Below are 15376 nucleotides of genomic sequence, written 5' to 3' on the forward strand. Positions count from 1 at the left end.
TTATCGGTATCGTCGTTGATCCAGGGTGCTGAGCCGGTCTGGGTGAAACACCATCAGGCCGGTCACAAAAACGCCGTTCACAAAGCCTTCCGGAATCATGAACAGTGGCAGGTAACGCAGGTATTCGTGCACCAGGGTCTCGAAGGTATAGACGCCGCTGGACCACAGCATCAGACACATCAGAACACCGGCTGCGGCCACCGACAGCCCGGCACCAAAAAAACCGCAAAAGAAGATGTAGGCAAAGAAGTTGCGGAAATCCCTGCGCCGCTCCCACAGCATGATGGCGTGGGTAACCAGTGCCGGCACCATCACCGTCACCAGGCCGTTAGCGGCAAACATCACCAGGGGCTCGCGGCCGGTAATAACGGTGATCACCAGCGCTAACAGACCGCTGATAACAGCCAGTGCCCAGCCAAGCATCAGGGTGATCACGGTGATGCCAAAAATGTGGATGGCGAGGCCGGGCGAGATACCAGCCCGTAACTGCCAGACAAAGCCCAACACCACCGCCGCACCGAATAGCGAGTGCTGGGTGGCGTTATCTTTCCTCAGCGCCTCCCAATCCACTGAGCGCAAAGCTGCCAGCAACACCAGCACAAAGATCGACGCGGTCAGCAACCACTGGCTGGTTGAAAGCAGATTTTCTGTCATTCCCATCAAAATCACCGGTTACCAAAGCATCGGATGCGCGGGCGCAGTATTTACTGATACCCCCCGGCCGGTCAATGGGATCACTTGCCCCCGGTCACTCCAGGGCGGTACGCCCGGTCAGGGACTGCCAGGCCTCATAAGTGCTCAGGTAGACGTTACCACCGAGGTGCCGGATAAGCTCGGTACCCTTCAGCCGGTCCATCACCGGGCCTTTCACCTCCGACAGATGCAGGCGCACCCCGGCATCGGTCAGCCGCTCATTGATGGCTTCCAGGCTCTCCAGGGCGGACGCATCCACCAGGTTCACCGCCGGGCAAACCAGCACCAGGTCGGTCAGCTCCGGTTCCCGGGTGACCAGATCCATCACTCGTTCCTCCAGAAAGCGGGCATTGGCAAAATAGAGGCTTTCATCCACCCGCAGAAAGGTCACTTTCGGGCACAGTTCCACGTCGTGGCGCAGAATATTCCGGAAATGCTCGGTGCCCGGCACGCGCCCAACCACCGCACTGTGGGGACGGCTGGTGCGGTACAGGAACAGACCGATCGACAAAGCAACACCGGCAATGATTCCCGCCTCCACACTGTGAACCAGGGTCAACAGGATGGTGGCCAACATAGCACCGAAATCGGTACGGGAATAGCGGAAGGTGCGGCCCAGCGCTGGCAGGTCAATCAACGTGGCGACCGCCACAATGATCGTCGCCGCCAGGGTCGCCTGGGGCAGCCAGGCGATGGCCGGCGTCAGGAACAACGTGGCCAGGGCAATACCTACGGCCGCGTAGGCACCCGCCGCCGGCGTCTCTGCACCGGCATCAAAGTTCACCACCGAACGGGAGAAGCCACCGGTCACCGGCATACCTCCGGAGAGCCCGGAGCCCAGGTTAGCGGTACCCAGGCCAATCAACTCCTGGTCCGGATCAATACGCTGGCGCCGTTTGGCCGCCAGGGTCTGGCCCACAGACACGGATTCCACAAAACCCACCACACTGATCAGCAGCGCACTGACCGCCAACTGGGACCAGATGGCCATATCCAGCGTGGGCAGGGTAAAGGAAGGCAATCCGGCCGGCACATCCCCCACCAGGCGGACGCCTTTCTCGTCCAGATTCAGCCACCACGCAACCAGCGTCGTGACCACCACCGCCAGGATTGGCGCGGTTTTAGTAAAGATATCCGCAGCCCGGTTAGCCAGCCCAAGCCGGATCAACAACGGTTTCAGAAACTGGCGGGACCACAGCAAAAACGCCAGCGCGCCGCCCCCCACCAGCAAGGTGGGCACATTGGTTTGTGGCAGGGAGGCCAGCAACGAGCCGCCAATATCCAGCAGATTATGGCCGGACGCCTGAATACCGAACACATGTTTGAGCTGACTGGCCGCGATGACAATGCCCGAGGCCGTGATAAATCCTGAAATGACCGGATGACTGAGGAAGTTCGCCAGGAAACCCAGCCGCAGGACGCCCATCACCGTCAGCATCAGGCCAGACATCACGGCAATCAGCACCGCACCGGCAATGTACTCCGGTGTTCCCATGTCTGCCAGCGGCGCCAGGGCCGCTGCCGTCATTAGCGAAACCACCGCCACCGGGCCTACTGACAGGGTGCGGCTGGTACCGAACACCGCGTACACAACCAGCGGCAGGATACTGGCATACAGCCCTACCTGGGCCGGCAAGCCCGCCAGCAACGCGTAGGCCAGTGACTGGGGAATCAGCATGACGGTCACAATCACCGCCGCGATCATGTCACTGGTCACCTGATCACGATTGTATTGTGGTGCCCATTGCAGAATGGGCAGGTAGCGTTTGAGGCTCATACCCGGCTCAGAACCGGTTAACCGGAACTTTCAGGTATACCTGGCCGTTATCCTCTGCCGGCGGCATGTGGCCAGCACGCATATTCACCTGCACCGAGGGCAGGATCAGCCGGGGCATGTCCAGGGTGGCATCACGCTCGGTGCGCATTCTGACAAACTCGTCCTCCGACACACCCTCATGCACGTGCACGTTCGCCTCACGCTGTTCCGCAACCGTGGTCATGTGATGGTACTCATCGCGGCCCGGAGCCTTGTAATCGTGGCACAGGAAGATCCGGGTCTCGGCCGGCAATGACAGGACCTTCTGGATGGAACGGTACAGCGTACGGGCATCGCCTCCGGGGAAGTCGCAGCGCGCAGTGCCGTAATCGGGCATGAACAGGGTGTCGCCAACAAAGGCGGCATCGCCAATTACGTAGGTCAGGCAGGCGGGTGTGTGGCCCGGCGTATGCAAAACCCGTCCTTCCAGATTGCCGATGGCAAAGGTGTCGCCCTCTTCAAAAAGCTGGTCGAACTGGCTTCCGTCCCGGGCGAACTCGGTACCGGCGTTGAATGCCTTACCAAAGATTTCCTGAACATCAATGATTCTGGCGCCAATTCCGGTCTTTCCACCCAGGCGTTCGTGCAGATAAGGCGCTGCAGACAGGTGATCCGCATGCACGTGGGTTTCCATGATCCACTCAACGGTCAGATGGTTGTCCCGAACATACTGAATAATCGCATCCGCCGAGCGCACGTCGGTGCGGCCGGAGGCATAATCAAAGTCCAGTACCGAGTCGAGAATGGCACAGGCCTGGCCGTCGGGATCACGCACCACGTAACTGAAGGTATTGGTGGGTTCGTCGAAGAAATGCTGAACGATCGGCTGTGACATGGTATTCACCTCTGAGATCTATCGATCATTAAATTTGATCTAAGAATATACTAAAACGATATATGAGGTGAAATGCTCTTTTATTATATGCGTGATAATCCCGATGCATCGACCAGGCAATCGCGGCCACCCTGCTTGGCCTGGTATAACCGGTAGTCTGCAAGGCCAATCAAAGCATGCGGGCTGACAGGCTCTTCGGTAAGCTCCGCCACACAGGCAGAGCCGGCACTTACGGTGATCCCGAAAGTCTCGCCACCAATCACAAACTGCTCAGCTCTGACGGCCTGCATGATTCGCCCCACCAGAGGCTGGGCGTCCGAATCCACCATTTCCGTAAAAACCACAAGAAATTCCTCGCCACCATACCGGGACACCACATCGGTATTCCGTGTGTTGGCCAGCAGAAGCTCGGCAAATCGCACCAGTACCTGGTCCCCGGCCAGGTGGCCCAGGTTGTCGTTGATCCGTTTAAAATGGTCGATGTCAAACATCGCCAGGCAAAAGCGTTCACCATGACGATTGCAGGTTGCCAGCACTTCATCCAGTCTGGGCATGAGGTAACGGCGGTTATGCAGGCCGGTAAGCGGGTCCCGGATCGACTGGTTCAGAAGGTCCTCCTCCAGCCGGTTGCGCTCAAGGGCACCGGACAGCAGGCCGGAGACAATAATCAGGAGGTCTGCCATGTCCTGCCGCCAGGACCGTTGCGATAACGAGTCGACACCGAAAAAACCCATGACCTGACCACGTATCCAGATGGGCACGCAGAACATGGAGCTGACCCCCTGAGCTTCCAGCAGGGCACGCTCATTGCTGGCCTCGGGCGGTAACCGACGGACATCTTCAATGAAAACCACCTTATTATGGCTTTTCATCGAGTTGATCTGCGCCTGCCACCACTGGAATGACCCGATCGGTACATTTTGTTGATCTGGCATCAGGGACGTCACGCCCGGCGCACACCATTCGTGGGTGTTGGTCATTGTCAGGTGATCTTGCGAAAAGCCATAGACATAGGCCCGATCAATGCCGAAAAAGTCACTAATAGCACGGAGTAACTCGTCGATACAGTCATCGATTGAGCCAAACCCGAGCTGAATAAACTCTCCAGACAACCGGGCGATCAGGTTCTGAAAGCCCGCCTGAAACTGGAATTCTGCTTCACTGTCCCTCAGGGTCTGCTCCAACTCCTTGTAGTGCTGGATGTTGTGAAACTGGCCATACCAGATGGTACTGCCATCAGGCTGGCGCTCTGGCACGGATTGAGCTTCAAACCATTGATACTGGCCGTCACGCATCTTAAGACGTGCCCGGTAACACCAGGGCTCCAGAGTCTGGGCCGACTGTTCGATGCTTTTCGCAACACCGGTTGCATCTTCCGGGTGAATCGCCGAGAACACGGCTCCGGCATCTTCTTTGAGACGGGCAGGCTCAACGCCAAACAGATCTTTTACCTGATCACTGACATAGGGGTAGTAATGCGACTGCCCGTCCGGGCTCAGCCAATAGGTGAACAGGACGCCAGGGACGCTTGACGCCAGTTTATGGAAGAAATGAGCTGGCATCTGGTCCGGCTGGACTGCCCCGTAATTGCTCGCCATGAACGGCCTGTCTCCCCAGCATTTTCAGCCTTGCCTACGGAGAAGTGTAGTCTAACCCGACCAACATTGTAGCTGTCCGCTTCATGACGCTGCTCCCGAATCCAGAAAGCGCCGGATCACCGGTAATTGTTTCAGCATCGCCTTGTCGACCAGCTTTGGCAGGATGCCGTTGATCACCACAAACAGCTTTTCCGGCCAGCCCAGAAAACACCGCCGATCGTCCCGTTCCATGGCGCGGATGATCTGGGCCGCCACCATGTCCGGTGCGTCCATGGTGTTACCCAACGCCCGGTTCAGCTCGTTTACCGGCTCCGGGTTCATGGCAGTGGCAGTCGCTCTTGGCGCCACGTACACCACTTGTACCGGGGTATCGGCCAGTTCCCGGCGAAGCGCTTCGGTGAAGCCGCGCAGGCCGAACTTGCTGGCACAATAAGCGGTATAACCAGGAAAACCAATACTGCCGAAAGTGGAACCAACGAACACCAGCGCGCCCTCGCCGGCCTTGCGGAACCTGGGTGCGAAATGCCGGGCCACCAGCATGGCTGAGCGCAGGTTGACAGTAAGCTGGGTGTCCAGGTCGCTGACGGCCATGCCCTCCAGGGCCGCAAACCGGTTCTGGCCGGCACAGTGGATGACCCCGTCAATGTCCGGGTACACCCCGGTAAGTTGCTGTAGCTGTTGGCCCAACTCCGGGCTGGCCAGGTCAAGATGCACCGGTGATACACCCGCCCGCTTTTCCAGCCGCTCGGGATGGCGGGTGGCGACGATCACCCGAGCACCGCGTTCCGCCAGCGGCCGGATCAGGGCCTGGCCAATGCCTCCGGTGCCGCCCAGCAGCAGGAAGGTACGATCATGCAGCCTCATGGCACTGCTCCTTGCCACGGGCCGGCAGCGGAATGCTGTGCAGCATGTCGCCGTAAAGACGATAGACCATGCGGGCTGCATCAATGATGGCCTGCTGATCGTCCAGGTCAGTGATCTCGTTCATCAGGTTGCGGAAGAACTCGAAGTGTTCCTGGTCCAGGGCACCGTGGGAATACAGGTAGCTGAAGGCCTGGTCAGGCAGGCCGAGCTGCTTCTGGATGGCTTCACCCAGGGGCGTGGCGAGTTCAATGGAGGTGCCTTCAAGCACCTGTACCATGCCAAAGAAAGCCGCCGGATTGCCGCGCTGAATTCGGTCATACAGGTAGGCCACCATCAACTCGATGGCGCTGTCCGGCTGGCCGTGGCGAATGGCTTCCTTGTCTTTGCCACAGGCGGCCAGGTCGTTGAGGATCCACTCGTGGTGGCCGTATTCTTCCTCGATGTATTCCACCAGCGCCTTGCGCACGAATTCCAGTCGCTCCGGCAACCGGCCGCCACAGGCCATCATCAATGGCACCGTGTGTTTCACATGGTGATAGGCCTGGGCCAGGAACCAGGTATAGCCCTCAAGGTCAAAGCGACCCTCACGGATGGCCTGAATAACCGGGGCGCGGGTTACGTGTTCCCGGGCCTGTTGGGTGTCGGATTGCAGTCGGTCAAAAAATGCCATGTTGTAGTCTCCTGGCGTGGTTTGTTGGGTAGGTGTACCCGCAGGCACCGAAAGGTTCATGAATAAGGGAAAGGCTTCGGCCATCAGCCTGGGCAGGTCAGCCTGAATCTGGTACCGCACCGGGCGCCCGTTGGCGGTGATGTGGTCTTCGGCCCGGGTCAGCGGCTGCCGGCGAAGGTACACGGCCTGCAAACGCGCATAGTCGGGCAAACCGGCATTCAGTGTCGTCAGGGCCGATCGCACAGCGTCGGGGCTTCGGTTATCGGGAATCACCACCAAGGCGCTGGGGTGTGGCTCACCATCACCGAATACCACGGCCTGGCCGGCTCCCAGTGCCTGCACCAGTTCGCTCTCCAGCCATTCCGGACTGATATTGCGGCCAAAGCTAGTAATCATCAGATTCTTGGCGCGGCCGTTGACGGTCAGGAAACCCTCTGCATCCAGAGTGCCGAGATCACCGGTATCCAGCCAGTCATCACCCTCGGGCTCGTCACCCAGATATCCCAGGTGGGCGTTGCCCCGAACGAGAATGCGGCCTGCGTCATGCACGGTTACCTGCACATGCCCCAGGGGCTGGCCAACGGTGCCCTCACGTTCTGCGCCCGGCACATTCAGGGCCACCACCGAGCCACACTCGGACAAGCCGTAGCCCTCATAAAGCGGCAATCCAACCGCCCGCCCCCGGGCCAGCAGATCCGGTGATACCCGGCCGCCACCAACCGCTAAAAAACGAAACGAATCCGTCGCCAGCAAACCCTGCTCAGCGGCATTAACCAGCGACATCGCCAGCTCCGGCACCAGAATCGCCGTATGAGGGTGATGCCGGTTGAGGCCGGCCACCAGCTGGTCCAGATCCAGGCCGCTGCTGCCGGTCATGCCCAGGGTTTGCAGCAGGGCGACCGTGACCGTGGCACCCATCAGCAGTGGCAGGTATAACCCGGCAATGTTCTCCAGCAAGGTTGCCAGCGGCAGGATGCACAGATGTTGCTGCAGCTCCACGCCGTCCAACCGATGCTGCAAAGCACCGGCGGTCGCCGCCACCTGCTGCGCCGACAAACACACACCCTTGGGAGTACCGGTGCTACCGGACGTAAAGGTAATCTTGGCGGTGTGTTCCGGCATGCAGGCCGCACCAGGAAACACCGGCAAATGCCGAAGCCACACGCCGTGGCCGATGGTCTCCGCCTGTTGAATCTCGGCACTGAACAGCAACGCCTCCAGCCCGGACCGCTGAATCAGGTGCTCGGTCTGGCTGCTAGAGAAAAACACCGGCACCGGGACACACACCACACCGGCCATCAGGCAGGCCAGATCCGCAATCACCCAGGCCGGGGTGTTGTCGCCACACAGGCCGATGCGTTTGATGCCCAGAGTCTGCAGCTGGTCCGCCACGACCTCGGCCGCCAGCCATAGTTTTTGATAACAGAGGCCAGCGTCTGGCCCCTGCAGTGCGATACGTTCCGGATGCTGCCGGACACGCTCGTGCAATAGCTCAGGCAAGCCGGCCATAGGCACCCCCCAGATCTGCCTGCGGCGTTATCTCGGAGGCAACCACCGGTTGCACCAGTTTCAGCAAACCGGCCTCACGCAGGGCGGCCATGCCATCCGCCACCTGGATGGTCATAACCACCGGGTGATGGTCGTAATAGCGACCCCAACCGGCACCGCCATCCGGCAGTTTTGAAGGATCGGCATCCGCCAGCACCCGGGTAGCAATGCCGAACCGATGGAAGCTGTTACGCAGCTGATCGGTGCCGGTACACATCACCCAGTCGTACCCAGCGCCATCCAGCCACACCGACAGGCAGGCAAAAAGATAGCGGCTGACACCAGCTTCCACCCCCGCCAGGTGGGCAATTTCGGCGATCCGGTGGCGTTCGGTTCCTGACTCCGGCATCAACGATTGCACTGGCACCGACAGGTAGTCTTCCAGGAACAGCTTGTCGGCGCCGGCATTACGCACGCCCACCGCTGCCATCAGGCTGCCCTGAGCCGTGGTCAACGCCAGCAGAGAGGGAATGCGCAACTTCGGCTCGGCTCCGTACGCCTGCAGGAAACGGCGACGGATAAATTCAGCCACCGTCGTCGCCATGGCGCTTTGCGGGGCGATTTCACTGAACCACCTGCTGGCACACCTCAGCACCGGTGTAACCTCCGAGGAGTCGGGCGGGCAGCAGATAGACATCGTCAGCGGATCTGTCATCAGGTTTCTCCAACAGCCGGGCAAGGCCCATGGGTTACGACTGTCAGAGTATTGTCAGAGCCTTAAACCTCCCTTAAGACGACACGCAAGAATTCTTAAGCTCGGCTTAAGGTTTCTGTGGCAAACTCGTTTTCAGATATCAGAACGGGGCTCGTGAATGCGCATACTGTTGGTGGAAGATGACCACTCCCTTGCCCGCACCATGCTCAATATGCTGCGGGAAGACCAGAACACGGTGGACTGGCTGGATGATGGCCAGCAGGCCCTGAACGCCCTGTTGCAGGAACACTTTGACCTGGCCATTCTGGACCTGACCCTGCCGCGGCTGGACGGCCTGGAAATTGTCCGGAACATCCGCCAGCAGGGTAACCAAACCCCGGTCATCATCCTCACTGCCCGATCAGATCTGAACGAAAAGCTTCAGGGACTGGACGCCGGGGCCGATGACTACCTGACCAAACCCTTCGCCATGGCCGAACTGAAAGCCCGGATTCGAGCGGTAACCCGCCGTGGTGCCGCAACCAGCCCCTCCACGGGGCTGACGGTAGGGCGCCTGACCCTGAATCCGGAGAACGGCCATTTGATCGTTGACGGCGAATCCACTACCTTGCCCCGCAGCGAGTTCCAGATTCTGCATTACCTGATGCGCAACCCGGACCAGGTGGCTACCCGGCGCCGGCTGGAGGAACAGCTTTACGGCTGGGAGGCGGGGGCCGAGAGCAATGCCCTGGAGGTACATATCCATCATCTGCGCCGCCGGATTGGCAAGGCAGCCATCCGAACCGTACGGGGTGTAGGCTACCTGCTCGACAGCCAGGCCGCCGCGGAACCCGTATGTCCCTGACCCGCACCCTTACACTGCTGGTTACCTCCGCCGTGCTGCTAATCGCTCTGATCGCCGCCGGCTGGAGCTATGTTGAGAGTAACCACGAGCTGGAAGAACTGTTCGACGCCGAGCTGGCCCAAAGCACCCGGATCGTGCAGGGGCTGATCCGGCACCTGGCCGACAGCCAATCACTGGAACAGCTTTCTGACACCCTTGAAGAAACCCTGCAGCTTCCCGGGCTTGGCCTGACCGAAGCAGAGCTTGAGTCGGACCGGGATGAGATCCTGCCGGATGGAGCCGGCCACAAGTATGAGAAAAAGCTGGCCTTTGAGGTTTGGACTCCCGAAGGCTCCCCGTTGCTGGACACCTTGAATGCCGACGATTCTTTAGGCCTTACACCCGGCTATACCTGGGCCGAATCTACCGGTTATCGGTGGCGCACCTTTACCCTGCAGGACCCGGACACCGGATTCTGGATACGTGCCGCGCAACGTGAGGATATCCGCGAAGAACTGAGCCAGGAGTTGGCGCTGGGCAATATCCTGCCACTCTTGCTGGCCCTGCCATTGCTGGCATTAGCGGTAATAGCCGCCATACAGATCAGTTTCCGCCCTCTGCGCCGGCTGGAAAAGCCCGTTCGCAATATGGCCCCGGAACGCATTCATCCCCTGGACGACCGGCAGGCTCCCAAGGAAGTTGCCGGACTGGTTCAGGCCGTCAACGGTTTACTGAAACGGCTAAACCAGGCACTGGAGCGTGAGCGCCGGTTCTCCGCCGACGCCGCCCACGAGCTACGCACACCGCTGACCGTGCTTCGGCTGAACCTGGAAAAAGCCTGCGAGCAAAACCCCGAACAATTCAGCGAACTGATCGTTGCCGTGGACCGGATGGTTCACCTGGTAGAACAGATGTTGCTACTCAGCCGGGTAGACGCGGGCACCGACTCAATGCCGGACATTCACAACCTGCCAGAATTGCTGGAACAGAGCATCGCGGATATTGCCCCGCTAGCCCTGAAAAAGCACATCGAGCCAGAACTGGATGATAAAACCGGCGGCAATGGCCTGGTTCGATGCCACAGCACGTTGATTAACACCTTGATGCGCACCGTGCTGGCTAACGCTATCCAGTACAGCCCAGCACATACCGTAATTTCAATTCAGCTGGTGCCCGCGGGCGAAGGTTATGCCATTTCGGTATGCGACCAGGGGCCAGGAATCCCCTCAAAGGAACGGGAGCGCGCTCTGAGCAGGTTTGTAAGGCTGGATCAACGCGCAGGTGGCGGAGCGGGCTTGGGCTTGGCGATTGCCCGACGTATTGCTGAACTCCATGGCGGCCGGTTGACACTGTTGGATAGAGCAGATGGACACCCCGGACTCTGTGTGCACGTTTGGCTGCCTGCCTCAAGCGACCTCATCCACACGCCGTCCTGACTCTGTCACTTTCTCCCGGCCAGTAAACGTCTGCACAAGGCAGCACTTCATGGCGCTCTAAAGTACAATGGCCGCTTTGGCTCAAACATGGAGGCGCCCTTTGCCCCTTTGGTCACGCGTTGCCCATGAATGGCAAGCCTTCTGGCTGGCTATCGGTTTCCTTACACGCATCCCCATGCTCGTGCGGATTGACTACTCCCAGCGCCTCATGAACCAGAGCAGCACCTATTTTCCCCTAGTGGGCCTTCTGCTTGGATTGGTCTATTGCGCCGCCTACTTTCTGTTTTCACTGATCGCCAGCCCAGTGGTCGCCATTATCCTGGTGGTTATTCTGCACCTGTTTATCACCGGGGCTTTTCACGAGGACGGTCTGGCGGACAGTGTTGACGCTCTCGGCGGGGGTTATACCTTAGAAAAACGGCTGGCGATCATGAAGGACAGCCGCATTGGTACCTATGGCACGGTGGCGCTGGTGATGGCCTTGCTGCTGAAAGTGGCCCTGCTGGCCGATGCCGAATTAATCTGGCTCGCGTTGCTGGTGTCACCTGCGGCTTCCCGGCTGACACCCCTGGTGTTGATGGCTTGCCTCCCCTACGTCACCGATCCTGACAAAAGCAAATCCAAACCGGTGGCGGACGGTTTCTCCCGCAGCCGGTTGTTGGCGGCGGCCGGCTTCGTATTGTTGCTTGCAGCTGGGTTATCACTCTGGCAGCCGTTGCTTATTCCCGCGACCGTCACTGCCGTACTTCTGGCTGCCCTGCTCTGGGGAGGCTATCTGCGCAGCCAGCTTGGCGGCTATACAGGCGACACCCTGGGCGCGGTGGTCGTGTTCAGTGAACTGGTGCTATTGCTGTTTCTGTAGTCTCAGGCGGTCATTGGTTCTGCGCAATGCTCAGTTATCCACCGTGAATGACACTATCCGGGAAAGCTGACTGATGGGCATCCCTGTTTCCTCATGCCAGCGATTAAATGCTTCCTGGGCCTGGGTGAGCCCCTTCTTGCTGGCAGGAGACGCATCCAGAATTCCTGCACGGGTGAGTGCGGTCACCACATCGTGAGACAGGATAAAACCATCCCAACCCACCCGACGCAGGAAATACTGGGCGGAATTACCCCCCAGACGCTCGCCGTTGCGCTTCAGGTACAGCAGCAGCCCCACCTGATCGGTTGACGGCCACTGCGCCAGAAAGTGGCCAAAGCTACCATGATCTTTCGCCACATCCATGATCATCCGGGCATTCTCCGGAACCGTGCGGATCTTCTGCATGTTACGAACAATCCGCTCGTCCGTTGCCAGCCGCTCCAGGACTTCCGGCGGGACCTGCTGCCAGTAGGCGGGCACAAACCCTTCGAACGCCGCCTCAAAATCCGGCCATTTATTCTCAATCACCCGCCAGACAAACCCGGCCTTGAAAATGCACCGGGTGATCTCGGAAAGGTAACGGTCGTCGCTGATCCTGGCCAGGCGCTGCTTCCCGGTGACCGGTGGCAGCATGGATTTCAGGGCCTGTTCGCCGCCTTTGCGGGCCAGTGCCTGCTGGTAGAGCTCGGAAAACTTCATCTCACCTCCTGAACAGAAGCCCCAAATCGAGTCTGATCGTACCCAATTCAGGACCTGTGAGGAAAACGATCATGCTGTTTTTCTGTGCCCTTCACTTGCCGGCCAGGTAACTTGCCAGACGCTGATGCTCAATAGGCTGACCCCAGCCATTGCCATGCACCAGCTCTTCCAGCGGAAGCCGTGAACGCCAGCCTTTGGCCTGCAGCTCCGGCTGTTCCAGAAACTCGCTGACATAACCCAGGCACAGATACGCAAGGGGATATACGTGATCTGGCAGCTGCAGGATGTCGGACAGTATGTCCTGATCCAGAATACTGACCCAGCCCACACCAATACCCTCTGCTCGCGCCGCCAGCCACAGGTTTTGTACTGACAGGCAGGTGCTGAACAGATCCATTTCCATGATGGAGTTACGGCCGAGCACATGGGGACCGCCGCGGGACCGGTCACAGGTAATGCAAAGATTAATGGGACTCTCCAGAATGCCCTGGAGTTTGAGTGTCCGGTAGGTTTGCTGCCGCTCGCCGGTGTAGTTTTCCGAGGCTTTTGCGTTTTCCTCATTGAAGCTGGCCAACACCTGCTCGCGCACCGCCAGGCTGTCGATAACGATGAAATCCCAGGGCTGCATGAAGCCCACTGACGGCGCATGGTGGGCTGCCCTCAGAATACGGGCCAGCACCTCATCCGGAATGGCATCCGGCAAAAACTGCGAGCGCACATCCCGGCGCTCGAAGATGGCCCGGTAAAGCCCCTCACGTTGGGCATCAGTGAATGGGTCGTTCTGGTTGCTCATAACTGCAACAACCTCCTTAACCGGTCCGTGTCCAGGCACCGCTCCACCTGATCTGCCAGGCGGTCGAGCTGCTGCAGACGGTGACTCTGATAGTCCACTGACCGTGCATTCCGTGTATTGAGACCGGCCCAGCACAGAATGGCATCGCAGGCGGCAGGCTCATCAAAGAGACCATGCACATAGGTGCCCGCCACCTGACCGTCGGCGCTGACTGCACCATCCGGTCGCCCATCAAGCTCCGCCAAAGGCCTGGCCAGCGCTGGGCCCTCGGTGACTCCATTGTGCATTTCATAGCCGGTCATTGTCGCCGTTACACCACTTCCAATAACCTCGGGGGATAGCCTGCCGGTCACTTGTCTGAGCTGCTTACCCGACACCATGCGGGTGACCATCTCGAACAATGCCAGGCCCTCGGTATTGCCAACTTCGCCCTCCAGGCCGTCCGGGTCTTCCACCCGAAGTCCCAGCATCTGGAATCCACCACAGATACCCAGCAGCTTGCCGCCATAGCGCAGGTGTCTCCGGATGGCCTCAGGCCAGCCCTGTTGTCTCAGCCACTGCAGGTCGTGCCGGGTGCTTTTGCTGCCGGGCAGGATAATCAGATCTGCCGGCGGAATGGACTCATCCGGGCCGACGAAAACAAGGTCCACACCCGGGTGCAATCGCAACGGATCAAAATCATTGTGGTTGCTGATCCTTGGCAGTACCGGCACCACCACTTTCAAGGCGCCGGCCTCGCTGGTGCCGGCGGCACTGACACTGTCTTCGGAATCTATCACCAACCCGTGCAGATAGGGCAAGACCCCGAACACCGGCTTGCCAGTATGTTCGGCCAGCCAGTCCAGCCCGGGCTCCAACAGCGCAATGTCACCCCGGAACCGATTGATGATAAATCCGGCCGTTCTGGCTTGTTCACTGCCGGAGATCAACGCCAGGGTGCCCACCAATTGGGCAAACACACCGCCTTTATCGATATCACCCACCAGCAGCACCGGGCAATCAGCGGCCTCGGCGAAGCCCATGTTGGCAATGTCGTTGGCCCGCAGGTTAATTTCCGCCGGGCTACCGGCACCCTCGGCAATGATCACATCATAGCGCTCGCTCAGGGCCTGCCAGCTGGCCAGCACCGAGGCCATGGCCTCGGCCTTGTAAGCATGGTAATCCAGGGCATCCATATTGCCGTGAACCTTCCCCCGCAGGATGATCTGGGCCCCGCAATCGCTCTGGGGCTTCAGCAACACCGGATTCATGTCACTGTGGGGCTCCAGACCACAGGCCAGCGCCTGCAATGCCGTGGAGCGGCCGATTTCGCCACCATCCACGGTGACCGCACTGTTCAGGGCCATGTTCTGGGGTTTAAACGGCGCCACCGACACGCCCTGACGCGCCAGCCAGCGGCACAGGGCCGCCGCCACCGTGGTCTTGCCGGCATCCGAGGTGGTGCCCTGCACCATCAGGGTGGGCATTTACAGCTCCACGCCCTTCTGGGCCTTGATGCCCTGATCCTTGAAGGCGTGCTTGACCACACCCATCTCGGTGACCGTGTCGGCCAGGTCGATCAGTTCCTGGGGAGCACCACGGCCGGTGACCACCACATGCTGCATCTCCGGCCGGGCCTGCAGGTCGTCCAGCACCCGGTCCAGGTCGATGTAGTCGTACTTCAGTGCGATATTCAGTTCGTCCAGCAGAATCAGGTCATAACTGTCGTCTTTGAGCATGTCCGCTGCAATATTCCACGCTTCAGTCGCGCTCTGCACATCCTGTTCCCGGTTCTGGGTATCCCAGGTGTAGCCCTGTCCCATCACGTGGTAGGTCGCGTTCGGCAGGCTCCGGAAGAACGCTTCCTCGCCGGTGCTGAAGGCGCCCTTGATAAACTGGACGATGCCCACTTTCATACCATGGCCCAGGGCCCGGGCTACCATGCCGAAGCCGGAACTGCTCTTGCCTTTGCCTGGGCCGGTCAGCACCAGCAACACGCCCTGTTCTTTCTGGGCGCGGGCGATACGTTCCTGCATGATTTTCTGTTTGGCGGCCATGCGCTTGGCATGGCGTTCGGGGTCTTTGGCGCGTTCACGCATGATGAC

14 protein-coding genes are annotated in these 15376 nt (G+C 59.6%); 3 read left to right on the forward strand and 11 right to left on the reverse strand.

What is annotated here, in order from left to right:
* From ACTZWX_RS05500 to ACTZWX_RS05530, 7 genes are all read right to left on the reverse strand, one after another.
* Positions 1 to 660, reverse strand: coding sequence for an energy-coupling factor ABC transporter permease (locus ACTZWX_RS05500; RefSeq protein WP_444713076.1), 660 nt, complete (start codon positions 658 to 660; stop codon positions 1 to 3).
* Positions 661 to 748: 88 nt separating this feature from the next.
* Positions 749 to 2470: a SulP family inorganic anion transporter gene (locus tag ACTZWX_RS05505; protein ID WP_444713077.1), complete on the reverse strand. Its 1722-nt coding sequence runs from the start codon at positions 2468 to 2470 to the stop codon at positions 749 to 751.
* Positions 2471 to 2477: 7 nt separating this feature from the next.
* Positions 2478 to 3344, reverse strand: a complete 867-nt coding sequence (locus ACTZWX_RS05510) for an MBL fold metallo-hydrolase (protein WP_444713078.1) — start codon at positions 3342 to 3344, stop codon at positions 2478 to 2480.
* Positions 3345 to 3427: 83 nt separating this feature from the next.
* Positions 3428 to 4942 (reverse strand): diguanylate cyclase, encoded by a 1515-nt coding sequence (locus ACTZWX_RS05515; protein WP_444713079.1) that lies wholly within the window; start codon positions 4940 to 4942, stop codon positions 3428 to 3430.
* A gap of 81 nt (positions 4943 to 5023) precedes the next feature.
* Positions 5024 to 5806, reverse strand: coding sequence for an SDR family oxidoreductase (locus ACTZWX_RS05520; RefSeq protein ID WP_444713080.1), 783 nt, complete (start codon positions 5804 to 5806; stop codon positions 5024 to 5026).
* Positions 5793 to 7985, reverse strand: a complete 2193-nt coding sequence (locus ACTZWX_RS05525; RefSeq protein WP_444713081.1) for an AMP-binding protein — start codon at positions 7983 to 7985, stop codon at positions 5793 to 5795. The genes ACTZWX_RS05520 and ACTZWX_RS05525 overlap by 14 nt, the downstream gene beginning before the upstream one ends.
* Positions 7969 to 8679, reverse strand: coding sequence for a thermostable hemolysin (locus tag ACTZWX_RS05530; protein WP_444713082.1), 711 nt, complete (start codon positions 8677 to 8679; stop codon positions 7969 to 7971). The genes ACTZWX_RS05525 and ACTZWX_RS05530 overlap by 17 nt, the downstream gene beginning before the upstream one ends.
* A gap of 157 nt (positions 8680 to 8836) precedes the next feature.
* On the opposite strand from ACTZWX_RS05530, the gene ACTZWX_RS05535 reads away from it, so the two are divergent.
* The 3 genes from ACTZWX_RS05535 (at position 8837) to cobS (ending at position 11800) form a co-directional block, all read left to right on the forward strand.
* Positions 8837 to 9523, forward strand: coding sequence for a response regulator transcription factor (locus tag ACTZWX_RS05535; RefSeq protein ID WP_444713083.1), 687 nt, complete (start codon positions 8837 to 8839; stop codon positions 9521 to 9523).
* Positions 9514 to 10938: an ATP-binding protein gene (locus ACTZWX_RS05540; protein ID WP_444713084.1), complete on the forward strand. Its 1425-nt coding sequence runs from the start codon at positions 9514 to 9516 to the stop codon at positions 10936 to 10938. The genes ACTZWX_RS05535 and ACTZWX_RS05540 overlap by 10 nt, the downstream gene beginning before the upstream one ends.
* Positions 10939 to 11038: 100 nt before the next feature.
* Positions 11039 to 11800 carry an adenosylcobinamide-GDP ribazoletransferase gene (cobS, locus tag ACTZWX_RS05545; protein ID WP_444713085.1) on the forward strand — a complete coding sequence of 254 codons (762 nt, stop codon included), beginning with the start codon at positions 11039 to 11041 and terminating at the stop codon, positions 11798 to 11800.
* 30 nt (positions 11801 to 11830) lie between these two features.
* Here the strand turns inward: cobS and ACTZWX_RS05550 are convergent, their stop codons facing one another.
* The 4 genes from ACTZWX_RS05550 to cobO form a co-directional block, all read right to left on the reverse strand.
* On the reverse strand, positions 11831 to 12499 hold the full coding sequence (locus tag ACTZWX_RS05550; RefSeq protein ID WP_444713086.1) for a DNA-3-methyladenine glycosylase I: 669 nt from the start codon (positions 12497 to 12499) through the stop codon (positions 11831 to 11833).
* Between the two features lie 91 nt (positions 12500 to 12590).
* Positions 12591 to 13292, reverse strand: a complete 702-nt coding sequence (gene bluB / locus ACTZWX_RS05555; RefSeq protein ID WP_444713087.1) for a 5,6-dimethylbenzimidazole synthase — start codon at positions 13290 to 13292, stop codon at positions 12591 to 12593.
* A complete protein-coding gene (locus tag ACTZWX_RS05560; RefSeq protein WP_444713088.1) occupies positions 13289 to 14758 on the reverse strand; it encodes a cobyric acid synthase in 1470 nt (489 codons plus the stop codon). Before ACTZWX_RS05560 ends, bluB begins: the two co-directional genes overlap by 4 nt.
* The gene (gene cobO, locus ACTZWX_RS05565; protein WP_444713089.1) at positions 14759 to 15370 is read right to left on the reverse strand and encodes a cob(I)yrinic acid a,c-diamide adenosyltransferase; all 612 of its coding nucleotides are present in this window, start codon (positions 15368 to 15370) and stop codon (positions 14759 to 14761) included. It lies immediately after the preceding gene.
* Positions 15371 to 15376: the final 6 nt, after the last annotated feature.

This window comes from Marinobacter sp. NSM (genome assembly GCF_052380025.1).
GTDB lineage: Bacteria > Pseudomonadota > Gammaproteobacteria > Pseudomonadales > Oleiphilaceae > Marinobacter.